Source organism: Paenibacillus hamazuiensis (assembly GCF_023276405.1).
Classification (GTDB): Bacteria; Bacillota; Bacilli; order Paenibacillales; family NBRC-103111; genus Paenibacillus_AF; species Paenibacillus_AF hamazuiensis.
Window position 1 is genome coordinate 5322888 of the sequence record NZ_JALRMO010000001.1, and the last position, 22807, is coordinate 5345694.

A 22807-nucleotide genomic window follows, 5' to 3' on the forward strand; every position below is an offset into this window, starting at 1 on the left:
CCCCAATGTATAAATTATACCATAAACCTTTTCCCTGATTTGGATAAAAACATGCAGCCGGGTGCATCCTAATCGATAATGCGCAGCGCTTATTACCTCATCCCGCTGCGTCCCCAACCTATCCGGCTTTAAGGAGGTACCACCGATGAAACCAGGAAGGATGCGTCCTTACTTTGTATATTTTTTAAGCGTGCTGCTGCTGGCGCAGATTTGGCTCGCACCGCCGGCAAGTGCCGAAACGGGAAGCCAGCCGAACGACATGAAAAAAACGTTTGCCGATAGAAAGGATTTGTTCGACAAGGTCAGCGCTTTGACCGGCATTCCGTGGTATTACCTGGCAGCAGTCGATCAATATGAACGTGCTATGGGGCTGGCGAAAAAGCGGCCTGCCGCCGGAAAACTCGTCTCGATTCATTTTACCGAGCTGCAATGGGTTGGGGTGCTGAATCCGGATCATGCCGATACGAACGTCGCCTCCATCCGGTTGTTCCAGGGCCTCGGACGCGACGGCTCCGGGGACGGCATCGCGGATCGCAGCAACGATCTGGATGTGCTGTACTCGATGGCCGAGCTGCTTCTCCAATACGGAACGCACGACGAGGACATGCGGATCGGCTTGTGGGAGTATTACCAAAACACGAGAAGCGTCGATCGTATCGAGCAATTTGCCAAAATTTACGCCAGGTTCGACACACTCGACCTTCATGAACATACGTTCGTCATGCCGTTAAAAAGCGAATACACATACCGCAGCACATGGGGAGCAAGCCGCGGCTGGGGCGGATACCGCATTCATGAGGGCACCGATATTTTTGCCGATTACGGGGTTCCCGTGCGCAGCGCAACCTGCGGCGTCATTGAAGAGATGGGCTGGAACCCTTACGGCGGATGGCGCATCGGAATTCGCGATCTGAACAGCGTTTACCATTATTACGCCCACCTGTCGGGCTTCAACAAAGAGTTGAAGGAAGGCGACGTCATGAAGCCGGGGCAGGTGATCGGATGGGTCGGCAGCTCCGGCTACGGAAAGCCGGGAACGTCCGGCAAATTCCCGCCTCACCTGCACTACGGTCTGTATCGCGACAACGGCCTTACCGATTGGTCGTTCGACCCTTACCCGCACCTGAAAAAATGGGAGCGCGAGGAGCGGCGGCGCGGCAAAAAGTAGCCTTTGCAGCCAAAAAGGATGCTCCTTGGGCGGTGGCAAACCGCAAGGAACATCCTTTTTTAATGCATCAACGGCGGCCGGCGATCGCTCATTTTTTGACGCCCGCTGAGCTTTCCTCGGCTTTAGGCGCTTCGTTCTTCCCGCTCGGCGCCATGTGGAGGCCGGGCAGCGATATGCTCGGCGGGAGAGCACCTGAACTTCCGCCAACCGGATTGCCTTTGCCGTCGAAATAATACGTCGGCACGTCGCCGACGACGAGCGAATACGAAATCGGCACCTCCGTTTCGACGATCTCCGGCTCCGAATCAAACGGGATGATGATGGTCACTTCGGCTATGATGCGCAAATACACTTCGACGAGGATCATATTGATGCCGGCGTTTTGGTACCTGGTGCTGAGATCCACCTTTACCGCGCCGGCCGGCACAAGTCGAATCGGGATGTCCGGGCCAAACGAGGCGAGGATGGCGCTGTTCATCGCCTGCCCGAGCGGAATATGCTCCGGGATTTCCTTCAAATTTTTGAGGAGCGTATCGACGGTTGTGATCGTGTCGGACGTAATTTTCATATGCTCTGCATAATTGAGCGTAAAGCCGGTCACCTTGCCGCTTGCGTCCGTCCGCCAGTCGATCAGCTTGTCGTAATTCGTCCCTTGGCTCATCCTCTCCGTAATGGCTGTGTTGATCGACTGCGTCGCCAGCTGCTTGATGCGGATTTTGGCCAGATTCATCAGCGGCGGCTTTAAATTTTTCTCAATGTAGATAAACGATTGGATCGAAAACAGCATGAAAATAAGCAGCGCAATGAGTATATTGCGCTTGACATGTTTGGCGGGTGCGGGCCTGCTTTTCCATCGCCGTCTGAGCACGAGCATGAGCTTTCCCCCCGTTTGCGCGCTTATCCGGCCCTTTTTCGACTTAGCCGGGCCGGCCCCTTTGTACAGCACATGGTACAGCTTATGCGCCTGTGGGACAAAAAAGAAGAGCCGCTTTCCCTGAGCGGCTCTTCTTACAATCATGCTCTTACACCTGAAAAACTTTGATCAAAGATTTCAATTCGTTCATCAATTTGTGGAGCGACTTTGCGGAAGAAGCGACATTTTCCATAATGGCGGACTGTTCTTCCGACGATCCGGCGACCGATTGGGCGTTTGCCGCCGATTCTTTGGCGACGCTGACCATATCTTCGATTGAAGCGGTAATTTCCTCCGTCCCGGCGGAAAGCTGCTCGGTCGTTGCGGAAACCTCCTGGATTTGTTCGGACACTTGCAAAATCAAGGAACGAACGGTGCCGAACGACTGCCCGATGTGCTCCATCTTCCGGACGCCTTCATTGATGGCGACGACGTTTTGCTGCATCGAGTCCATCGCTTCTGCGGAGGAGGTTTGGGTGAGCTGGATCAAATTAACGATTTCGGATACCGAACGGCTCGTCTGCTCGGCCAGCTTCTTGACTTCTCCCGCAACAACGGCGAAACCGCGTCCGTGCTCGCCGGCCCGGGCCGCTTCGATTGACGCGTTCAAAGCAAGCAGCGACGTTTGGTTTGAAATATCCGATATCACGTCCACAATATGACCGATCTCATCGGAATGTTTATTAAGCTGTTCGATCACCGACGCGGTTTGATGAGCGGCGGACCCGATGACGTTCATCTGTTCGATGGCGGACTGAATCTCTACATACCCGCTTTCCACTTCCTTGGCGACATCGACCGTTTGATCCGAAACAATCGCCGACGACTCGGCAATACGCTGAATGCCGACCGCCATTTCCTCCATCGCCCGCGCAGACTGCTCGGCCCCCTGAAGCTGGGAATCCGCACCGCTCGCAACCCCCTGGATGGACGACGCGATTTCCGCCGAAGCGTGAGACGACTGTTCCGCAGATTCGAGCAGTTCATCCGAAGCGGTCGCCACCTCCCCGACCGTTATATGGATTTTACCGACCATGGAGGCTAAAGAGTCGACCATCGAGTTGATGTTGCCGCTCATCTGTCCGAGCTCGTCGCCGGAGCGGACCGACACCCTGTCGTTCAAATGGCCGTCCGCCACCTTCTTCACCACATTTGAAATCGCTAAAATCGGCTTGATAACGATATTGGCGATAACAATCGAAATCCATCCGTATACGTAACGGTGCCGTTCGGATTTTCCAAAATCGTTTTCAATGCGTCCCGGGCGCTTGGATTTTTTTCAAAATCCGCAGCTTTCTTGCCGATTCTTTCCTTGTCCGGATAAGTGTAGTATTCGCCGTTACCCGAGATGATGTAGCCGAACCCGGTCTGAGCGACTTTGATGCTTTCGGTCAGCTTGGTTAAAGTATCGGGCGATACCGTCGCCGAGACCAGACCGGCCAAATTGCCGGAATTGTCCAAAATCGGCACGGCAATCGGCAAAACGTATTTGCCGGTCTTCTTGCTCACGAGCATGTCCGAAACAACAGGCTTTTTGGTCTGCTGCATCTTTTTAAAATAATCCCTGTCCGCTATGTTGATCGCCACGTTGTTGACGTCAACGCCTTCGCCGTTAGCTTTGATCAGATTAAAGCCTTCAATCTGCCGGTCGCTGTCGTCAATCATTTTTAAAATGGGCAGAAGTACTTTCGGGTCTCCCGTTTTAAATTCGGGATGCAGGTTAATCAGTTCTTCCATGGACGATATTTTCAATTGCAGCCATTCATCCAGCCTGAAAATGTTGAGCTGCGCCACATCCTGCTGGATCTGCTGGTTGTCGCTTTGGGAGATATAGCGAAGATAACCCGAGAAAAATACAGTGGAAACAATCAGGGGAAGAATCGAGAGCACTAACAATACGACAAGCAGTTTGATGCGAATAGACACGCTTTTGAAACCCCAGCCAGATGCTTTCATCATCGAGCCTCCATAGATGTGCAAAATTTGACAGTACTCATCATATATTGTCGGCTTATGACGATTAAAAGTAAATATCTGGTGTCCATTTTTTAAGTAAATTTAATTTATGCTTTTCCTTTCCCCCAACGCATCCAATCATCCGTTGTTGCAGATTAAATCGTTGCTGACTCGCAGCAGCTCCGCGGTGCCGGGAGCAGGATAAAACTCCGTCCGGTTTCTCCCGAACTTCTTGGCCTGATACAAACCCCTGTCGGCTGCCTCAAGAATGTCCTGCGGATTCCCGTCCGATTGAGGGACGGTGACGGCCGCCCCGAGACTGACGGTCATCAGCCCGCTGTCATTCTGCGCCCCATGCGGAATCGCGAGCGCCAAAACCGCTTCATGAATGCGTTCGGCCACAACCGACATCCCAAATTCGTCGGTATCCGGCAGCAGTATCACGAATTCTTCCCCGCCGTATCTGGCAATGAAATCGTTCGGCCGTTTCAGCGCGGACCTGAGCGCATTGGCCATTTCCTTGAGGCACGCGTCGCCCATCTGATGCCCGAAGCGGTCGTTGTAAGCTTTGAAATGGTCGATATCGCACATAATGACCGACAACGGCGTGCCGGTTCTAAGCGACTCCTTCCATGTGCGCTCGAATGTCTCTTCGAAGGAGCGGCGGTTTGCAACCCCGGTTAGGCCGTCTTGACGAGACTGCTCCATCAGCTTCCTGTTCATTTCCTGGAGGTTTCCAAATTCCTCCTTCAAACGGAGCTCGGCCGCCTTCCGCTCCGTAATATCGCGAAACGTCATCATCAGAGCCGGCCGCCCGTCATACCGGATGCGCGATATCGCGCCTTCCACGGGGAAAAATCCCCCCTTAAGGCTCGTAAACTTATATTCGAATGGAAGCGAAGCCGGCTCTCCCCGAAACAAACGCATGATTTGCTCGGCCGCTTCCTTCGTATCGTCGGGATGAATGAAATCGAAGACGCTTATCCCGGTTAATCGATCCGGGTTCGCTGCGCCCAACAGATGAACGGCGCTTCGATTGGCCAGAACGGCTTTATTTTTTTGAAAAACGACAATCGCATCCGGAGACCGGTCAATCATCGACTTGTATGTCTCCATCATAGGATCGGAGGCCTTTCTACGTTTTTTCCAAAAACCCAACATGCTGCTACCCCCTCACTCTGTCGAACAGTAATACAATTATCGGCACAATCGGGATGAACCTTTAGGATGATTAATTTTTCTTTAACTTCTTTAATAAAAGGAAAAAAAGCCCAGCTCCCCGCAATGCGGGAACCGGGCTTTTCGGCTGCATATCCAGTTTATCGGGCCTTCGGTCCCGCCTGACGAATCGATTCCGGAACCTCCTTGAATTTTTCAAAGTTGCGGATAAACTGCTCGGCAAGCTCCTTCGCCTTGCGGTCGTAGCTTTCCGGATCGGACCACGTGCTGCGCGGCTGCAGCACCTCGGACGGCACCCCGGGAACCACTTCCGGCACGCCGATGCCGAAGACAGGGTCCGGGCGGAACGCAGCGTTCTCCAGCGTTCCGTTCAGCGCCGCGGTGACCATCGCCCGGGTGTACGCCAGCTTCATGCGCTCGCCTACGCCGTAAGGCCCTCCGGACCAGCCGGTGTTGACCAAATAGACGCGCGCCTGGTGCCGGTCGATCCGCTCGCCCAGCATTTGCGCGTACACTTCGGGACGCAGCGGCAGGAAAGGCGCTCCGAAGCAGGCGGAGAAGGTCGCTTCCGGCTCTGTAACGCCGCGTTCGGTGCCGGCCAGCTTCGAGGTGTAACCCGAGAGGAAGTGGTACATCGCCTGCGCCTTGCTCAGCTTCGCGATCGGCGGCAGCACTCCGGAGGCATCCGCCGTCAAAAACACAATCACGTTCGGGTGGCCTGCTTTTCCGGGAATGACGGCATTCGGAATATGCTCGACCGGATAAGCAGCCCGCGTGTTTTCCGTCACGCTGCCATCGTTATAGTCCGGGATGCAGGACTTTGGATCGAGCGTCACGTTTTCGAGCACGGCGCCATACGTGATCGCGTTCCAAATTTGCGGCTCCTTCTCGGCGGAGAGGTTGATGCATTTCGCGTAGCAGCCGCCTTCGAAATTGAATACGCCGCTGTCCGACCAGCCATGCTCGTCATCGCCGATCAGCTTTCGGCCCGGGTCGGCGGACAAGGTCGTTTTGCCGGTGCCGGATAGGCCGAAAAACAGCGCCACGTCCCCTTGCTCCCCTACGTTGGCGGAGCAGTGCATCGGGAACACGCCCTTCATCGGCAGCAGGTAATTGAGCACGGTGAAAATCGACTTTTTCATTTCGCCGGCATATTCCGTTCCCCCGATCAGCACGAGTTTTCTTTCGAACGATACGGCAATGAACGTTTCGCTGCGGGTGCCGTCGAGGCTCGGCTCAGCCTTCAGCCCCGGCAGAGCGATCACGGTGAATTCCGGTTTATGCGAAAGCAGCTCCCGCGCGGATGGCCTTATGAACAGCTGACGCACGAACAGATTATGCCAAGCGCGCTCGTTGACGATGCGGATCGGCAGCCGGTAAGACTCGTCGGCGCCCGCGTAACCGTCGAACACGAACAGCTCCTTATCGGCCATATAATCCTGCGCCTTCTGAAACAGCCGCTCGAAATGGGCACGAGACATCGGCTGATTGACCGGCCCCCAGGCGATGTGCTCCATCACGGAAGGCTCCTGAACGATATATTTGTCTTTCGGCGATCGGCCCGTATACTTGCCGGTCATGGCGCGCAGCGCTCCTGTCGAAGACAATGTGCCCTCCCCCCGCTGCAGAGCGACTTCGATCAATTTCGATACGGGCAAGTTCTCGTGAACCAGTTTCATTTCGACTGCATTAACATGGTTTCGCATCCGGCCGTCTCCCTCTCCTGAATGATTTGTGCGAGCTCCACCACTCTGCTGGCGTAAGCCCATTCATTGTCATACCAAGCCATCACCTTGATTTGATCGCCCATCGTCATCAGGGACAATCCATCCACAACCGCGGAATGCGGGCAGCCGATGAAATCCGAGGATACGAGCGGCTCCTCGGTATAATCGAGATAACCTTTCATGCCGCCTTCGGCCGCCTCGCGAAACGCCGCTTTCACCTCGTCGAGAGACGCCGTCCGCCTGACCTGAACCGTCAAGTCGATCATCGACACGTCCTGCGTCGGCACGCGGAGCGAGACGCCTTGCACATAGGGAGCAAGATGCGGCAGCACGCCCGCCAATGCCTTTCCAACCCCCGTCGTCGTAGGTACGATCGATTGCGTACAGGCCCGCGCCCGGCGCAAATCCTTGTGCGGGTTGTCCAGATGATTTTGGTCGGACGTGAACGAATGCACCGTCGTCATCCAGCCGCCGCGGATTTGAAACGCCCGGTCGAGCACGCTCAAAACAGGCGCGATGCAGTTCGTCGTGCAGGAAGCCGCGGACACAAAACGATGTTCGGACGGGTCGTACAGATGATCGTTGACGCCCATGACGACCGTAAGGTCCATCTCTTGTCCGGGTGCCGTGATAAGCACACGCTCCGCCCCGGCAGATACGTGCCTCTCGGCCCCCTGCCTGCTGTTGAACTTGCCCGTCGCATCGATGACCAGCCTCACACCCAGCGAGTGCCATGGTATACATTCGGGCTCGCGCTGCGATACCATCGCGATTGTGCGCCCGTTGATGACCAGATGGCCGTCTTTTACGGAAATATCCGCATTCCATCTGCCGTGAACCGTATCATATTTCAAAAGATGGGCTATCGTTTCTGCCGGATAAGTGCAATTAATCGCCTTCAAGTCTACAAGCGGTTCGGACGAGGAAAAAATATGCCTGACCAGCAGTCGGCCGATTCTCCCCATGCCGCTGATGCCAACTCCCTGTGCCATATGACGCCTCCTTATCTGTTTGATATATAGTGTATACTATTTATTATTTATTGTACATTATATATTTTAATTAATATGTTATAAATGTGTGAACAAACATATATAACACCCCCTAAATCGAGGAGGTCACCCCCTAAATCCCCCTCCAGGGGGACCCCATGCTTCCGAAGCCGGCTTTGCTCCGCAAAGCCCTCAAGGCGCTCGGGCGCCCTGGACCCGCCCGGTAGAGGGAACGCTCGCTGCTAGGGTCGCGTTTGTCCTGCATGGATTTTTTTGCTTGCGGGCAAAAAATCCGATTCCGGACACGCTTCACTTTTGGAGCAGTGGTGCAAGGAGCAGTCCGTGCCTCGGGCCCGCGGTTGTCCGGCACGATTCGGCTGTCGCCGAATTGGTGCCGGACCCGCTCTCCCTTTTCCGCGATAACCGGCATAACTTTGACCACTGCCTAACTCCCCCCTAACAAGGACACCAAGCGCCAACCCTCACGGATAAAGGAACTACAATGCGCTAAAACGGCCATTTCGAGTGATTTGCCAGAAATAAAGGAACTGTGATGCTTTATTGGTATGTTTTTCCGATCCCCACACCCTTTTTCACCGATTTAGCGAATCTCAGTTCCTCTATTTTTTCGGATGCTCCCACATACCCGGAAATAACGAACGACAGTTCCTCTATACTAACCACTTACCACCAACTACCGCGATTCCTTGCAAACCCGTTAACCCGACAATATTGCGCTCCCAGCGCCCGGGATCCGCCCGTTGGGAGTTACTGCGTGCCTCAGCCCGCGACAGTCCGGCACGATTCGGCTGGCGCCGAATTGGTGCCGGACCCGTTCTCCTTTTGGCAGCAACCAGCACAAAAAAAGCATGTCCTATACCCGTTGCTGCACGGATTTAGGACATGCTTTTTCGTATCATTACACTAAGCGGCGGAGGGGAACCATACTTTGAATGCGGTGCCCTCGCCCAGCTTGCTTTCCACGTATATGCGCCCGCCGTGAATGTCGACGATCGATTTGGTGATCGCAAGCCCGAGACCGGCGCCGCCGTATTTTCTCGCACGGGACGTGTCGATCCGGTAAAACCGGTCAAAAATGTGCGGAAGATGGTCCTCCGCGATGCCCGGCCCGTTGTCCCGTACCGCCAGCTCAACGCCGCCGGAGGCCGGCTCCAGCGACACCTCGATATGCCCCTTGACCGGATCGGTATGCTGCACCGCGTTGTGAAACAAGTTCAGGATGACCTGCTTCATTTTATCCGCATCGAAGTGGCAGCGCGGCCCCTGCTCTACGCGAAAGCTGACCTGCCGATCTTTGGCGAGTATGCGGAGGTGCGGCTCCAGCTCGCGGACGATGCCATCTAGATTGCCTTCCGCCAGCTGAAAAGTCGGTGTCCGGTCAAGCCGCGCCAGCAGCAGCAAATCCTGCACGAGCTTGTTGATCCGCTCGGATTCGCCGTACATGCTGTTCAGCGCCTTGTTCAGCTGATCGGGATTTTGCGCGGCGCCGCGCAGCAATATTTCCAGAAACCCGTGAATCGAGGTCAGCGGCGTCCGCAGCTCATGGGAAGCGTCCGCGACAAAACGGCGCATCCGTTCCTTCGCTTCTTTTTCCGCCGCAAACGACGCTTCCAGCCGCTCCAGCATGCCGTTGAACGATACGGACAGGCGGTCGATTTCGAGCTGCCCCTGCTCCGTCGGAAACCGTTCGTTCAAATTGCCCGCGTCGATCCGCTCCACCGTGCCGACCATATTGGAAAGCGGCACAAGCGTGCGCCGCAGCACGGGCAGGAACGTCAGCAGTCCGAGCACCAAAGCGAGCAGCGCCAGCAGCAAAAAAGTCAGCAGCTCGCGGGTCAGCACGTCGTTAAGCTCCCGTGTGTTGACGGTTGCCTGGATAAGGCCGACCGTGCGGCCGCGGCCGCCGATCGGCTGGAGGACGACCAGCTTTTCGATGCCTTCGTCGTCTTTGACGATTTTGTACTGCACCCGTTCCTTCGACCTCAGCGCCGCCATATATTCCTCTTCGGACAGCTTCGGGGCGGTGCCGCTGTTCGGAGCTTCCGCAATGAGCGTATAATTGCCCTGCAGATCGATATACGCCACCGAATCCGACATCGCAAAAGGACGCCGGGGATCGGGACTATTATCCCTTCGCGGGCCGTTCGCCATATTCAACCAAAACTCGTGCGGGATTGCCATCACCTGGCTCTGAATGGTGGACGCCTTGTTTCTATATAAAAACTGCTCCATGATAAAATACTGCAAAATACCCACGAGCAACAACATCAGCGCCATGACGAACAAAGAGCGGGACAGCAGCTGAAAGCGGAGCGACTGGTGCGTGAAAATACGTCTGATGCGGCCCAGCGCCCCCCCGATCATGAGAGGTCCACCCGATAGCCGGCGCCGCGCACCGTGCGGATCAGCTTATGCTCCTTGTCGCCCAGCTTATCCCGCAAGGAGCGGATGTACACTTCGACGATGTTTTCTTCCCCGCCGAAATCGTAACCCCATACTTTGTCGAGAATCATCGATTTGCTCAGCACAAGCCCGTGGTTAATGACGAGAAACTTAAGCAGCTCATACTCCGTCGGCGAAAGCTCCAGCACGCGCTGATCGAGGCTGATCTCCTTGCGGCGGTCGTCGATGCGGAACGGCCCGGCCACCACTTCCCCGAGCAAGTTCGGAAAATGATTGCGAATGCGTGCATGAATGCGGGCGAGCAGCTCCTCGAAGCTGAACGGCTTGGCCATGTAATCGTCGGCGCCCAGCGTCAGCCCCTTGACGCGATCCTCCACTTCCTCCTTGGCCGTCAGCATGATAACGGCGATATTCTCCGTCTTCTTCAGCATCCGGCAAACCTCAAAGCCGTCCATCCCCGGCATCATCACGTCCAAAATCGCCACATGCGGCTGATGCTGCTTCGCAAGCGTAATTGCCGTCATGCCGTCCTGAGCGGTCCATACCTCGAACCCTTCGTTTTGCAAGCCCAGCTCCAAAAACTGCAATATGTTAGGCTCGTCATCGACCAGCAAAATTTTAATCCCTTTTAATTGACGCATACGTTATCTCCTCCGCCTACATTGTACACTATTTTTCCGGTTATTACCCATTATCCCGGGTCAACCTGAAACCGCTCTGAACGGAAGCTGAGAATTGGCTGAATACCGGATTTATCCCATGTTTACGCCTCACTGCAGGCGGTTCAGCAAACTTTCAGCGGGCACTCATGGCAGACTCAGTTTGCCGGATTAGAATAAAACCATGAAACAGACGCCAAGACATCGATGAGGAGGGGGACTCAATGAGGAAAAGCAAATGGCTGAAATGGCAAATCGGCGCGGCCTTCACCGCCTTGATCGCCGTATTGTTCCATCAGGTTAAAGACAGTCCCGATTTTAATAAGGCGTATGCGGAAGCTTCTTCTTCCGGCGGTGCCGTCAGCGGCTCCGCACAAACCGACGATCCCGTCGGCAAACAGTTTCGCAGCGGGCCCAGGGACGGCATGTCCCGTACAAAAAGACAATCGTCAAGCGGCTATGACGGCAATTCGAGTTCGGATTCCGGCCAGTGGGGCGGCACTACGCAGCAGCCGCAAGCGTCGCAAACACCGACCCAGAGAACGCATACCCGGACCGGACGTTCGTAAGTTTTGACCAAGAAAAGGAGAGAACGCATATGTCCAACAGTTCATTTTTCGCCGGCGCATCGGGTGATTTTCATACATTTCAATTCCGCGCGATGAACACCCGGATCGATATGGCGTTCTATTGCAAGTCCGAACAGGCGGCAAGGCTGGAGGAGACCGCTGCGCACTGGTTTCAAAATACGGAGGAGCGGTTTAGCCGGTTTCGGGAGCAAAGCGAGCTGAGTCACCTGAACCGGCTCGCCGGGGAACGCTGCATGGTGTCCGACGCGATGATGGAGGTGCTGAGGCTTGCCGATGCGTACCGCGAGCTGACGGGCGGCGCATTCGATCCGCTCATCCTGAACGCCCTCCATGCGGCCGGATACTCGGAATCGTTCGAGCTGCTGAAGCAGCATCCCGATTTAGCCGCGGCGGAGCCGGCAAAATCTGTTCAGGGCAGCACCGCATCCATGCAGCTTAATCCGGTGATGAAATCGGTTCAGCTGCCGGCGCAAAGCGGACTCGATCTCGGCGGCATTGTGAAAAGCTGGGCCGTACGTCGCCTTGCCGAGCATCTCCGCAAAGAGCTGTTCATCGAACGCGGATTCGTGAACGCCGGAGGCGACCTGGCCGCATGGGGCCCGCGGGATGAGGTTGCCGATCCTTGGCGGATCGGCATCGAACATCCGTGGGATACCGATGCCGACGCCGGTATCATCGCGCTTGTCAGCGGTGCCGCAGCCACCTCCAGCAAGCTCGGACGCAAATGGGCTGCCGCCGCGGGACCGATGCATCATCTGATCGATCCGCGAACGATGCGCCCGAGCGATAGCGACGTCGCCCAATGCACGGTGACCGGCAAAGATGTCGTGGCCTGCGAGGTATGGGCGAAGGCGATATGCATCCTCGGTCTGGACGACGGGCTCGAGCTGTTTGCCCGCAAGGCGGAAGATTGCGAAGCGCTTGTGTTTACCCAGGACCGGCAATCCCATCTGTTCGCCTCGCCGGAATCGATCGGAACCCGTTGGCAGGGCGTCCGGTACGATCATTTCAGAGAGCCCGCAAGGGCATAAGAAGCTTATAAAAAGAGCACCCCTGAAGCCGCTCCCGGCATGAATGCATGGGCATGGCTTTTTACAGGGGATTTAGGATAGAGGAGATTGAAAGCTAATGATACAATGGATTGTTCATTTACCGTTATGGCAAATTATCCGCAGTCTCGGAATCGTCTCTTACGTGCTGCTCGCCGCCGGCATTTGTCTCGGTATTCTGTACAGCTTCCCGGTATGGCAGGGCAGAACCAAAGCGCAGCTGTTTAAGCTGCACACCTTCTTCACGGTGGCCGGTACCGGCATCGGTTTGCTGCACGGCATGGTCACCGTCATCGACACGTATATGCCGTTTTCGTGGAGCGAGGTGCTTATTCCGTTTGCGGCGAAGCACGATCCCGTTCTGACCGGACTCGGCACGCTGGCCGGCTACGGCCTGCTGGTGCTTATTTTCACTTCGGACATTCGCCATAAGCTGAAAAAGCCGCTCTGGTACGCCATTCACTTGTTATCGTACCCGATTTTGGCGATCTCTTTCATTCACGGTTATTTTGAAGGCACCGATACGGCGAGTCTCGGTATTCGCTGGATGTACGTGCTGTCGATGGGCGCTGTCGTACTGCTTACCATACTGCGGGCGATGATGCGCAGCGAAGGCGGCGGTGGCTTGGCCGCCCGTCAAGCAGGCCGATAGCCTGCAATAAAGCCCCTGGCCTCATTACGGAAGCCAGGGGCTTTTCAAATGCAAGAAGATCTCTCTACGCCGTATGGCCGGCAGGAGCCGGTTCGCCATGCGGCGTGCGCTTCACGTAGCGGCCGGGGCCTGCGATTACCGCCGCGGCAATGCCAATGGCGGCGAACACGATGCTTAGGACGAAGCCGTGATTGATCGCCGTACCGAGCGAATCGCGGATGAACGCCAGCACACTCGGCGGAACGGCGTCGCTTGCGCGAACGAGCAGCTGCGGATCGGCCATCCTTTCGATCTGATCGGCGGGAATATGGTTCGCTTCCGCGCCGGACTGGATCAGGCCCTTATAGTTGTTATTGACAATCGTCGCCATGATCGAGGCTCCAAGTACGCCGCCGATGTTGCGCCAAAAGCCGACGATGGACGAGCTGATGCCGATATATTTACGGTCCACGCTCATCGCGACGGCGTTTTGTGCGACACTCATCAGCGGACCGATCGCACAGAGACCAAGGATGACCATCAGTCCGGCCAAATACCACGGCGATGCGGTGTGAGCGATTTGGGTCAGCAAAATGCTTACGATCGCCCCCGCCGTCATGGAGAAGGCCATAATCACCCGGAAGCTGAAAAATTGCATCAGCGTACCGAACGTAATCGCCCCGGGCATCAGGGAAAACATCATCGGCGTCAGCATACCGTTGGAATTCGACTGGCCCAGCACCGCCGTCGAGAATACCGGCAAATAAGTGATTGCGGAAAACATGATCGCCCCTTGACAAAGGCAGGCTAACGTCATGCCAACGATCATCCGGTTTTTGAACAGCGCAAGCGGCAGCACCGGCTCCTTCGCCCGGCGCTCCACCAACACGAACAGCACGCCGACGACAAGAAATACCGCAAACAAGGAAATCTCCTGCCACGAGCCCCACGCGAACTGTTTGCCGCCCCACTCCAGTCCCAGCATAAGCGCCACGCTCGAGACGATCAGAGTCGCCGTACCCAAATAATCGACGCTCGGACGGCGCTCGGATCTCGATTCTTTCAGCGCAAACAGCAGCGTAAGAAACGACACGATACCCAGCGGCACGTTGACGTAAAAGCACCACCGCCAGCCCCAATATTCGGCGAGAAGTGTGCCGATCTGTGGTCCGGCGACCGAAGAAATTCCAAAAATGCCGGCAAATACTCCTGACAACCGCCCGGCCTGCTTCGGATCGGTAAACAGCGTAAAAATGATCGTAAAGCTGATCGGAAACAGCGCTCCCGACCCGATCCCCTGAATCGCCCTGTATACGATGAGCTGCGTCATCGATTGAGCTGTCCCGCAGAGCGCCGAGCCGATCAGAAAGATGCCGATCCCGATCAAATAAAACAGCTTCCGCCCGAACAAATCCGACATTTTGCCGAATACGAGCATGGTGCTGGTTGCGGCCAACATGTAGGCGGTGAATACCCAGCTGATTTTATCAAACCCGTTAATATCTTTAATAATATGGCTGATCGCCGCCGAAGTGATCGTGTTGTCCAGCGATGCCATCAGCAGCCCCAGCGCCATCGCCAGCAAGATCAAACCTTTTTTCTCCATATCCCGCCGCTCCTCTTCCTTCGTCTTCTTTCTGTCTCACTCTTTTTCTAACTCTCCGTCTAACGCTTTGATGTCGTTTAGCCCTTCGTTCAATACCTTCAGGCGCGCTTTGCAGCTTTCGATTCCCAATCGAACGCAGATGATCTGCGTTGCGCTCTTCTTATCCTTGAGGCGCCCGTATATGTCCTCGAGGGACTGCAGCGTTCGGGTCGTCTTATCGATCGCTTTGCTCAGCCATTCCGAGACGTGCTCCCGATCCGCCAACCCGCCAAAGTAGAGCCTGACCATAAAGTCCGATTTGATCTCCTCGGGCTGCAATTCACTGTTCAAATATTCCCGGAACTGCCTTCTCCCCTCCTCGGTGATCGTATATACATGTTTGTTCGGCTTGCCTTCCTGAATGATGCTTTCCTTTGTAATTAATCCTTGCTGCTCCATCTTGGCAAGCATCGGATAAATGGTGCCGAAGCTGGCGTTATAAAAATAAGAAAACACCGTCTCCAGCAGCCGCTTGATGTCGTAGCCGGCCGAGCTTTGATTCATCAAAATCCCCAAGATGACATCCTGGCTGGTCATGTCTGGAACCCCCTTTCATGATTGCATCTATAATTTACCAAAAACATTATATCGAGTCAATATATATTGATATAATATATTACTAATCCAATATATAAACGAACCAACCAGGAATGCATCAGGGCTGGTCCAATCCGTTTGCACTATAATCAAATCAGTTGCGAAAAACGTTCCGTTCCATTTCAATTAAATGGAGAGTAGTGAAGCTCGTATTCGAGATCAAAGGCTGCGCATCACACGTCTGCGATATGGGCCGGCAAAAATACTGTGACGGAGTTAAACCACGAAACGTTGCATGTTACGGGCTATTATGCAATGAGCTTGCTTATCACCGATTCCAATGTGTCTGCGGGGCAAAAAAAATCCCACCCTGCACTTCAGGGTGGGATTGTCATGTATTCCGCTAACCGCTCCGCTACACCGCTTCCTCCGGCACAGCCTCGCGTTTATGCCTTTTCTCCAGCAGCTTGCCGACACCGATGACCGCCGCCGCCAAAATGACGGGTACCGCGTAATGCGCTGCCGGCACCGTCGTCTCCACCCAATGGGAGATCGCGTCATCGCTCAGAATCATCTCCCCGGCCGTATAGCCGAGCAGCGCAACCCCAAGCAGCACGATGATCGGGAAGCGGTTCATGAGGCTCATCAGCAGTTGGCTGCCCCAGATGATCAGCGGGATGCTGATGGCCAGTCCAAGCCCGATCAGCAGCAGGCTGCCCGATGCCGCCCCGGCTACGGCCAGCACGTTGTCGAGGCTCATCACGAGGTCGGCGACGATGATCGTTTTGATCGCCGTTCCCAGATGTTGGCTGGACTCCAGCTTTTCGCCGCCTTCGTCGCCGCCCATCAGCTTAATCGCAATCCAGAGCAGCATCAACCCGCCGGCTACCTGCACGAACGGAATTTGCAGCAGCCAGACGGCCACGAACGTCAGGATGACGCGCAGCACGATGGCGCCGAAGCTGCCGAGAAATACGGCTTTTTTCTGCTGCTCGGCGGGAAGGTTGCGGCAGGCCAAGGCGATAACGACCGCGTTGTCGCCGCTTAAGACGATATTGATCAGTATAATTTTCAGCAGTCCCAGTATAAACCATTGCACGTCCATTTCCATAGCGGCCGTTAGTCCCTTCCTTTACCTATTTTTTAAAACCAAATTTTCGCCAAATACACAACGACCGCAACAGTCACGCTGCTGAAGATCGTTGAGACCAGCACGACCTGAGCCGCGTATTCCGGGTGATTATCGTACTCCAGCGCAAAAACCGCGCTGTTGCGGGAGGTCGGAAACGAGCTGGCGATGAACAGCGCCTGGGCGGTCGTTCCCTTGATGCCGAGTGCGAATATGATCAGCAAAGCGACAGCCGGTGCCATCAGCAGGCGGCAAGCCAGGCTTAGCGCGAGCGACAAGTTGATGCGGGTCAGCCGCAAATATGCGCTTTGCGCACCGAGCGTGACGAGTGCGATCGCCAGAAACGCTTCGGACACGTTTTGCACCGGCGTCCACATAAAGGAAGGCAGCTTGATATCGAGCGAATGCAGCGTCCATCCCAATATGACCGCATAAAAAACCGGATTTTTCGCGAGTTCCTTCAGCGCCTTCCAGCCGGGGCTGTTCACGGCCACCGCATTCATCAGACCGTATGTATTGGTCAGCAAATTTTGGTAGATCATAACCACCACCTGGATCGAAGCGCCAAGCGGGTTGCCCTGAAACACGAGCTGGCTCACCGGCAGGCCGAAGTTGCCCGAATTGATCAGAACGACGCTGTTTTTGAAGCTGGACGACAATCCCTTGTCGAATTTCGCAAGCTTGGCCACCCCTGTGCTGAGAATAACCAGAAGGGCGCTTTGCAGCAGCAAAAACAGAAGAATGTCCGCCAGGACCCCACCTTCCAGTTTGCTTTGATACATATTGGCGAAGCTGACCGCCGGCATCAAAAAGTATGCGTTCAGCTTGGACAACGTGTTCATATCGAACTTGAACGTCCGGTGCAGAAAGACGCCCGCTCCGATCAGAAGGAACACCGGCAAAATCACATTTACGACAATCAGTAAGAAAACTTCCATCTTGCTGCACTCCCACTCTGTGAAACAGCAAAACCCCATGGTTAGGGGTTTTGCCGGAGGGTTGTATTAACCTTCTTCGTTGACAAGCACGTTTTTGCCTCTCATTTTCAAAATCAGCGGAATGAGAATCCACAGCGCGCCGATGATCAAAAAGACGAGGGATACCGGCTTTTGCAGGAAAATCATAAAGTCTCCGTTCGAAATCGTCAGCGCCCGCCGCATGTTGTTTTCCATCATCGGGCCCAAAATGAGGCCGAGCACCATCGGAGCCAGCGGGAAATCGTTTTTCGCGAGGAAGTAACCGACCAAACCGCAGCCCATGATGAGCATCAAATCGAAGGTGGAATACTGCACCGCGTAAACGCCGAATACGGAAAAGACGATGATCAAAGGAATCAAATATTTCGCCGGCGTCTCGATAACCTTCGCGAATATTTTAACAAGCGGCATGTTCAAAATAAGCAGCATCAGGTTGCCGACGAACATACTGGCGATAACGCCCCATGCCAGCTGCGGATGATCCGTGAACAAAAGCGGACCCGGCTGCACGTTGTACATAATGAATGCGCCCATCAAAATCGCCGTCGTTCCGGACGACGGAATGCCCAGCGTGAGCAGCGGAATCATCGCGCCGCCGGCAGCGGCGTTATTCGCCGATTCCGGGGAAGCGACTCCCTCGATGGCGCCTTTGCCGAACTTGTCCGGGTTTTTGCTCAGCTTTTTCTCCACGATATAAGCGAAAAACGATGCGAGGATGGCACCCGCCCCCGGCAGAAGACCGATGAAGAAGCCGAGCACGGAGCCGCGGCCGATCGGAGCCGCGCTGTCCTTCAGATCCTGCTTCGTCGGAAAAATCCGGTTGATTTTGGCGATTTCGCCTTCGTTTCCTTCGCGCTCCAGTATCGTTTTAAACACTTCCCCAACCGCAAACGTACCGACCGCAACGGTCAAAAACTCCAGACCTTGATAAAGCTCCGGAATGTCGAACGTAAACCGCCCCACCCCGGAAACCTGATCGATACCGATCGTCGCCAGCAGCAAACCGAACGCCGTCATGATCAGTGCCTTGACCATCGATTTGCCGGCGAGGCCGCTTATGGCCAGCAGCCCCAGCACCATCAGCGAGAAATATTCGGCCGGGCCGAATTTGATCGCCACCGCGGATAGCGGCTGGGCCAGGCAGATAAGGCCGATCAGCGAAATAAGACCCGCCGCGAACGAACCGATGGCGGAAATCGCCAGCGCCGCTCCGGCTCTGCCCTGGCGCGCCATCTGGTAGCCGTCCAGCGTTGTGACGACGGATGACGATTCGCCCGGCGTATTCAGCAAAATCGATGTCGTCGATCCGCCGTACATCGCACCGTAGTAAACGCCCGCGAGCAGAATGATCGAGCTGGTCGCCGCTTCTTCCGGAGACAATCCCGACGTCATCGTCGCCGTGATCGGAATGAGCAGCGCGACGCCGCTCATCGGCCCGATGCCGGGCAGTACGCCGACGACCGTTCCTATAAGCACCCCAAAAAAGACAAACACCAAATTATGCCACTGCATTGCAGTAGCGAGTCCATGAAGCAAATAATCTACTGTGCTCATATGTTTTGCAACCTCCTACGATAAGCCGAGCCAGGTGGGAAAGCCGGGAAGCGTTCCTTCGAGCACGTTAACATAAAGAAAGTACACTCCATAAGAAAACGCCGCGGAAATGAGGATCGATTTCCAAAGCCCGCCTCTTTGCATCGTCTGAAATCCGATCAGCAGAAACAAAAACGTGGAAATGACAAATCCGACATCCTCCAAAAAATACGCATACAGCACGGCTGAGACAAATATGATGCCGAACCTTTTGTAATCGAGGTTCTCTTTGCGCTTTTCGCCTTTCGGACCGCGGAACGTTTCATAAATCAGGCGAACGCTCATCAGCGCCAGAAATATGCCCAATATAAACGGGAAAATATTGGCCCCGACGTTGCTTCCGTAAGCGCTGGTCGAAATGCTCCGGCTCCCGAATACGAACAGCAGGCCGATGGCGAGAAATACGATCCCGGCATAGCGGTCAAACGTCTTGTTCATCAATGCTCTCTCCAATCCTCAAAAAGTGATGCGACCTTTTAGCAGTGCCTTATTTCCTATGCAGCAAAAAAACTTGGAGGAGAAGATGGTTTCTCTTCTCCTCTTTTGGCTAATCCTTCATTATTTCTGCATGCCGAGTGCGGTCAAGATGTCCTTGACCATAGTTTCCTGCTGGCCGAGGTACGTTTTGAAATCATCCGCCTTCTTGTAATCCGTCTCCCAGTTGTTCGCTTGCATTTCCTTCTTCCACTGCTCGGAATCGACCATCTTTTTCAGCGCGTCTTCCCAATATTTTTTCGCGTCCGCGCTCATATCCTTCGGTCCGAAAATGCCGCGCCAGATGAGGAATTCGGCATCAACGCCCTGCTCTTTCATCGTCGGAATGTCCTTCATGTTGGCCAGACGCTGCGGCGCGGCTACCGCCAAGATGCGGATTTTGCCGGCTTTCACGTATTGGTCCAGCGAGGAAGCGTCCGTACCGAGCACATCCGCGTTGCCGCCGAGCAGAGCCGTTACCGCTTCGCCGCCGCCGTCGTAGGAAACGTATTTGACTTTCTTCGGATCGATGCCGTATTTGAAGGCCGGAAGAATAGCCACCAGGTGGTCCATCGAGCCCGGAGCGGAACCGCCGGCTACCGTCAGCTTGGTCGGATCGGCTTTCATATCGTCAAGCAGCGATTTCAAATCCTTGTATTTCGAATTCGCCGGAACCGCAATAGCGCCGTAATCTTTCGTCAGCTGTGCGAGCGGAGTCGTATCTTTGTAGCCGTATGGCGTATTGCCTTCCTTCTTCAGGTTGTTGATCAAAATCGGCGGCGAGCTGACGAACAATCTGTAATTGTCTTTAACATCCTTGGTCGAATATTCGGCCATGAACACGGTGCCGCCGCCGCCCGGCTTGTTTTCCACGGAAATCGTTTTGTCGACGACTTTCGCTTCCGTAAGCACTTTCGAAATCGTTCTCGCCGTCATATCCCAGCCGCCGCCTGCACCGGACGGAGCTACGATCGTAATCGGCTTCTCCGGGTATTTGGACGCTGCTGCAGCCGGAGCGGGAGCCGCATCTTTGCCTCCTGCCGCCGGCTGCTTGCTTCCGGCATTGCCGCACGCCATTAAGCTGACGGCAAGCACGCTGATCGAGGCGACTTTCCAACTTCTGGTCATCATCTGTTTAAACAATCTGAACCCCTCCATGAAATGTTTTTCGTGCAGAAAAAATTGGCATCTCAAGCGTCTCGAGCGCTTTTATTTATGAATGGTGCCGCTTTCTTTGAAGCGTTTTCATCGTATCATCCTTGCTTCAAATGCGGAAGAATAACGACATATATCGCAATAAATCGATTTCGGTAATTTTGTTCATTTAATTCACGGGGGCAAGTTGATCATTCGCGAAAGGAATGTGATAGAATCGGTAGGAGCCCCCCCTAAATCAGGGAGGTCCACCCCCTAAATCCCCCTTCAAGGGGGACCCCAGGCGCTCGGGCGCCCTGGACCCGCCTGCAGGGAGGGAATGCTCGCTGCTAGTTCGCGTTTGTCCGGCATGGATTTTTGGCTTCCGCTAAAAAATCCTATGCCGGACACGCTTTACTTTCGGCGCGATCCCTGAGCAGCGGGTACGTGCCTCCGGCTCGCGTTTGTCCGCCATGGTTTTGCTTGCGCAAAACCTATGCCGGACACGCTTTACTTTCGGCGCGATCCCTGAGCAGCGGGTACGTGCCTCGGGTTCGCGTTTGTCCGCCATGGTTTTGCTTACGCAAAACCTATGCCGGACACGCTTTACTTTCGGCGCGATCCCTGAGCAGCGGGTACGTGCCTCGGGCTCGCGTTTGTCTGTCATGGTTTTGCTTGCGCAAAACCTATGCCGGACACGCTTTACTTTTGGCGCGATGCCTCTGGAGCAGGTACGTGCCTCGGGCTCGCGTTTGTCTGTCATGGTTTTGCTTGCGCAAATCCTATGCCGGACACGCTTTACTTTCGGCGCGATGCCTCTGGAGCAGGTACGTGCCTCGGGCTCGCGTTTGTCCGCCATGGTTTTGCTTGCGCAAATCCTATGCCGGACACGCTTTACTTTCGGCGCGATGCCTCTGGAGCAGGTACGTGCCTCGGGCTCGCGTTTGTCCGCCATGGTTTTGCTTGCGCAAAACCTATGCCGGACACGCTTTACTTTCGGCGCGATCCCTGAGCAGCGGGTACGTGCCTCGGGTTCGCGTTTGTCCGCCATGGTTTTGCTTACGCAAAACCTATGCCGGACACGCTTTACTTTCGGCGCGATCCCTGAGCAGCGGGTACGTGCCTCGGGCTCGCGTTTGTCTGTCATGGTTTTGCTTGCGCAAAACCGCTGCCGGACACGCTTTACTTTCGGCGCGATGCCTCTGGAGCAGGTACGTGCCTCGGGCTCGCGTTTGTCTGTCATGGTTTTGCTTGCGCAAATCCTATGCCGGACACGCTTTACTTTCGGCGCGATGCCTCTGGAGCAGGTACGTGCCTCGGGCTCGCGTTTGTCCGCCATGGTTTTGCTTGCGCAAATCCTATGCCGGACACGCTTTACTTTCGGCGCGATGCCTCTGGAGCAGGTACGTGCCTCGGGCTCGCGTTTGTCCGCCATGGTTTTGCTTGCGCAAAACCTATGCCGGACACGCTTTACTTTCGGCGCGATCCCTGAGCAGCGGGTACGTGCCTCGGGCTCGCGTTTGTCCGCCATGGTTTTGCTTGCGCAAAACCTATGCCGGACACGCTTTACTTTCGGCGCGATCCCTGAGCAGCGGGTACGTGCCTCGGGCTCGCGTTTGTCTGTCATGGTTTTGCTTGCGCAAAACCTATGCCGGACACGCTTTACTTTTGGCGCGATGCCTCTGGAGCAGGTACGTGCCTCGGGCTCGCGTTTGTCCGCCATGGTTTTGCTTGCGCAAATCCTATGCCGGACACGCTTTACTTTCGGCGCGATGCCTCTGGAGCAGGTACGTACCTCGGGCTCGCGTTTGTCCGCCATTGTTTTGCTTGCGCAAAACCGCTGCCGGACACGCTTTACTTGGACTCGCTTGCCGGGGAACCCTCCATTCCGGTTGTGCCCGAGTTTATAAAGGAACTGCAGTGCGTTAAAATGGCTATTTCGACCAGTTCGCGAAGATTAGAGGAACTGTGGTGCGTTATTTGCAAGTTTTTCCGGTACACAAGCCGTTTTTCGCCGATTTAGCGAATCT

Annotated in this window: 20 protein-coding genes; 5 read left to right on the forward strand and 15 right to left on the reverse strand. The window is 55.1% G+C overall.

What is annotated here, in order from left to right; all coding sequences use genetic code 11:
- The first annotated feature begins 160 nt into the window (after positions 1-160).
- Entirely contained in the window at positions 161-1168 is a 1008-nt protein-coding gene (locus MYS68_RS23060; protein ID WP_420852235.1) for a M23 family metallopeptidase, read from the forward strand.
- Between the two features lie 88 nt (positions 1169-1256).
- On the opposite strand, the gene yunB is transcribed toward MYS68_RS23060, so the two are convergent.
- The 8 genes from yunB to MYS68_RS23100 all read right to left on the reverse strand — a co-directional run bounded on the left by yunB (position 1257) and on the right by MYS68_RS23100 (position 11000).
- Positions 1257-2186: a sporulation protein YunB gene (yunB, locus tag MYS68_RS23065; protein ID WP_248928112.1), complete on the reverse strand. Its 930-nt coding sequence runs from the start codon at positions 2184-2186 to the stop codon at positions 1257-1259.
- A 4-nt stretch (positions 2187-2190) separates the two neighbouring features.
- The gene (locus MYS68_RS38900; protein ID WP_338043602.1) at positions 2191-3231 is read right to left on the reverse strand and encodes a methyl-accepting chemotaxis protein; all 1041 of its coding nucleotides are present in this window, start codon (positions 3229-3231) and stop codon (positions 2191-2193) included.
- A gap of 11 nt (positions 3232-3242) precedes the next feature.
- A complete protein-coding gene (locus tag MYS68_RS23075; RefSeq protein WP_248928113.1) occupies positions 3243-4040 on the reverse strand; it encodes a cache domain-containing protein in 798 nt (265 codons plus the stop codon).
- Between the two features lie 135 nt (positions 4041-4175).
- The gene (locus tag MYS68_RS23080; protein WP_248928114.1) at positions 4176-5198 is read right to left on the reverse strand and encodes a sensor domain-containing diguanylate cyclase; all 1023 of its coding nucleotides are present in this window, start codon (positions 5196-5198) and stop codon (positions 4176-4178) included.
- Positions 5199-5356: 158 nt separating this feature from the next.
- Complete coding sequence (pckA, locus tag MYS68_RS23085) at positions 5357-6922, reverse strand: phosphoenolpyruvate carboxykinase (ATP) (RefSeq protein ID WP_248928115.1); 1566 nt, start codon at positions 6920-6922, stop codon at positions 5357-5359.
- A complete protein-coding gene (gene gap / locus MYS68_RS23090) occupies positions 6892-7935 on the reverse strand; it encodes a type I glyceraldehyde-3-phosphate dehydrogenase (protein ID WP_248928116.1) in 1044 nt (347 codons plus the stop codon). Before gap ends, pckA begins: the two co-directional genes overlap by 31 nt.
- 924 nt (positions 7936-8859) lie before the next feature.
- Positions 8860-10320, reverse strand: a complete 1461-nt coding sequence (locus MYS68_RS23095; RefSeq protein ID WP_248928117.1) for a sensor histidine kinase — start codon at positions 10318-10320, stop codon at positions 8860-8862.
- A complete protein-coding gene (locus tag MYS68_RS23100) occupies positions 10317-11000 on the reverse strand; it encodes a response regulator transcription factor (protein WP_248928118.1) in 684 nt (227 codons plus the stop codon). The genes MYS68_RS23095 and MYS68_RS23100 overlap by 4 nt, the downstream gene beginning before the upstream one ends.
- Positions 11001-11242: 242 nt before the next feature.
- Between MYS68_RS23100 and MYS68_RS23105 the strand changes: the two genes are divergently transcribed.
- The 3 genes from MYS68_RS23105 to MYS68_RS23115 all read left to right on the forward strand — a co-directional run bounded on the left by MYS68_RS23105 (position 11243) and on the right by MYS68_RS23115 (position 13309).
- On the forward strand, positions 11243-11587 hold the full coding sequence (locus MYS68_RS23105) for a hypothetical protein (RefSeq protein ID WP_248928119.1): 345 nt from the start codon (positions 11243-11245) through the stop codon (positions 11585-11587).
- A gap of 29 nt (positions 11588-11616) precedes the next feature.
- Complete coding sequence (locus tag MYS68_RS23110; protein ID WP_248928120.1) at positions 11617-12639, forward strand: FAD:protein FMN transferase; 1023 nt, start codon at positions 11617-11619, stop codon at positions 12637-12639.
- Positions 12640-12736: 97 nt separating this feature from the next.
- Positions 12737-13309, forward strand: a complete 573-nt coding sequence (locus MYS68_RS23115) for a ferric reductase-like transmembrane domain-containing protein (RefSeq protein ID WP_248928121.1) — start codon at positions 12737-12739, stop codon at positions 13307-13309.
- A 64-nt stretch (positions 13310-13373) separates the two neighbouring features.
- On the opposite strand, the gene MYS68_RS23120 is transcribed toward MYS68_RS23115, so the two are convergent.
- From MYS68_RS23120 to MYS68_RS23150, 7 genes are all read right to left on the reverse strand, one after another.
- The gene (locus MYS68_RS23120) at positions 13374-14894 is read right to left on the reverse strand and encodes an MFS transporter (protein ID WP_248928122.1); all 1521 of its coding nucleotides are present in this window, start codon (positions 14892-14894) and stop codon (positions 13374-13376) included.
- Between the two features lie 36 nt (positions 14895-14930).
- Positions 14931-15470 (reverse strand): helix-turn-helix transcriptional regulator, encoded by a 540-nt coding sequence (locus MYS68_RS23125; protein WP_248928123.1) that lies wholly within the window; start codon positions 15468-15470, stop codon positions 14931-14933.
- Between the two features lie 415 nt (positions 15471-15885).
- The gene (locus MYS68_RS23130) at positions 15886-16581 is read right to left on the reverse strand and encodes a TerC family protein (RefSeq protein WP_420852151.1); all 696 of its coding nucleotides are present in this window, start codon (positions 16579-16581) and stop codon (positions 15886-15888) included.
- Between the two features lie 32 nt (positions 16582-16613).
- Positions 16614-17537 carry an AEC family transporter gene (locus tag MYS68_RS23135; RefSeq protein ID WP_248928124.1) on the reverse strand — a complete coding sequence of 308 codons (924 nt, stop codon included), beginning with the start codon at positions 17535-17537 and terminating at the stop codon, positions 16614-16616.
- A gap of 66 nt (positions 17538-17603) precedes the next feature.
- Positions 17604-19130, reverse strand: coding sequence for a tripartite tricarboxylate transporter permease (locus tag MYS68_RS23140; protein ID WP_248928125.1), 1527 nt, complete (start codon positions 19128-19130; stop codon positions 17604-17606).
- A 15-nt stretch (positions 19131-19145) separates the two neighbouring features.
- The gene (locus MYS68_RS23145) at positions 19146-19607 is read right to left on the reverse strand and encodes a tripartite tricarboxylate transporter TctB family protein (RefSeq protein WP_248928126.1); all 462 of its coding nucleotides are present in this window, start codon (positions 19605-19607) and stop codon (positions 19146-19148) included.
- A 120-nt stretch (positions 19608-19727) separates the two neighbouring features.
- Entirely contained in the window at positions 19728-20774 is a 1047-nt protein-coding gene (locus tag MYS68_RS23150) for a tripartite tricarboxylate transporter substrate binding protein (RefSeq protein WP_420852236.1), read from the reverse strand.
- Between the two features lie 467 nt (positions 20775-21241).
- Between MYS68_RS23150 and MYS68_RS23155 the strand changes: the two genes are divergently transcribed.
- Positions 21242-22687 carry a hypothetical protein gene (locus MYS68_RS23155; RefSeq protein ID WP_248928128.1) on the forward strand — a complete coding sequence of 482 codons (1446 nt, stop codon included), beginning with the start codon at positions 21242-21244 and terminating at the stop codon, positions 22685-22687.
- Positions 22688-22807: the final 120 nt, after the last annotated feature.

Coding starts and splice junctions, on each gene's coding strand:
- MYS68_RS23060 (WP_420852235.1), top strand. CDS start 161: ATGCGTCCTTACTTTGTATATTTTTTAAGCGTGCTGCTGCTGGCGCAG.
- yunB (WP_248928112.1), bottom strand. CDS start 2,186: ATGATTGTAAGAAGAGCCGCTCAGGGAAAGCGGCTCTTCTTTTTTGTC.
- MYS68_RS23075 (WP_248928113.1), bottom strand. CDS start 4,040: ATGATGAAAGCATCTGGCTGGGGTTTCAAAAGCGTGTCTATTCGCATC.
- MYS68_RS23080 (WP_248928114.1), bottom strand. CDS start 5,198: ATGTTGGGTTTTTGGAAAAAACGTAGAAAGGCCTCCGATCCTATGATG.
- pckA (WP_248928115.1), bottom strand. CDS start 6,922: ATGCGAAACCATGTTAATGCAGTCGAAATGAAACTGGTTCACGAGAAC.
- gap (WP_248928116.1), bottom strand. CDS start 7,935: ATGGCACAGGGAGTTGGCATCAGCGGCATGGGGAGAATCGGCCGACTG.
- MYS68_RS23095 (WP_248928117.1), bottom strand. CDS start 10,320: ATGATCGGGGGGGCGCTGGGCCGCATCAGACGTATTTTCACGCACCAG.
- MYS68_RS23100 (WP_248928118.1), bottom strand. CDS start 11,000: ATGCGTCAATTAAAAGGGATTAAAATTTTGCTGGTCGATGACGAGCCT.
- MYS68_RS23105 (WP_248928119.1), top strand. CDS start 11,243: ATGAGGAAAAGCAAATGGCTGAAATGGCAAATCGGCGCGGCCTTCACC.
- MYS68_RS23110 (WP_248928120.1), top strand. CDS start 11,617: ATGTCCAACAGTTCATTTTTCGCCGGCGCATCGGGTGATTTTCATACA.
- MYS68_RS23115 (WP_248928121.1), top strand. CDS start 12,737: ATGATACAATGGATTGTTCATTTACCGTTATGGCAAATTATCCGCAGT.
- MYS68_RS23120 (WP_248928122.1), bottom strand. CDS start 14,894: ATGGAGAAAAAAGGTTTGATCTTGCTGGCGATGGCGCTGGGGCTGCTG.
- MYS68_RS23125 (WP_248928123.1), bottom strand. CDS start 15,470: ATGACCAGCCAGGATGTCATCTTGGGGATTTTGATGAATCAAAGCTCG.
- MYS68_RS23130 (WP_420852151.1), bottom strand. CDS start 16,581: ATGGAAATGGACGTGCAATGGTTTATACTGGGACTGCTGAAAATTATA.
- MYS68_RS23135 (WP_248928124.1), bottom strand. CDS start 17,537: ATGGAAGTTTTCTTACTGATTGTCGTAAATGTGATTTTGCCGGTGTTC.
- MYS68_RS23140 (WP_248928125.1), bottom strand. CDS start 19,130: ATGAGCACAGTAGATTATTTGCTTCATGGACTCGCTACTGCAATGCAG.
- MYS68_RS23145 (WP_248928126.1), bottom strand. CDS start 19,607: ATGAACAAGACGTTTGACCGCTATGCCGGGATCGTATTTCTCGCCATC.
- MYS68_RS23150 (WP_420852236.1), bottom strand. CDS start 20,774: ATGATGACCAGAAGTTGGAAAGTCGCCTCGATCAGCGTGCTTGCCGTC.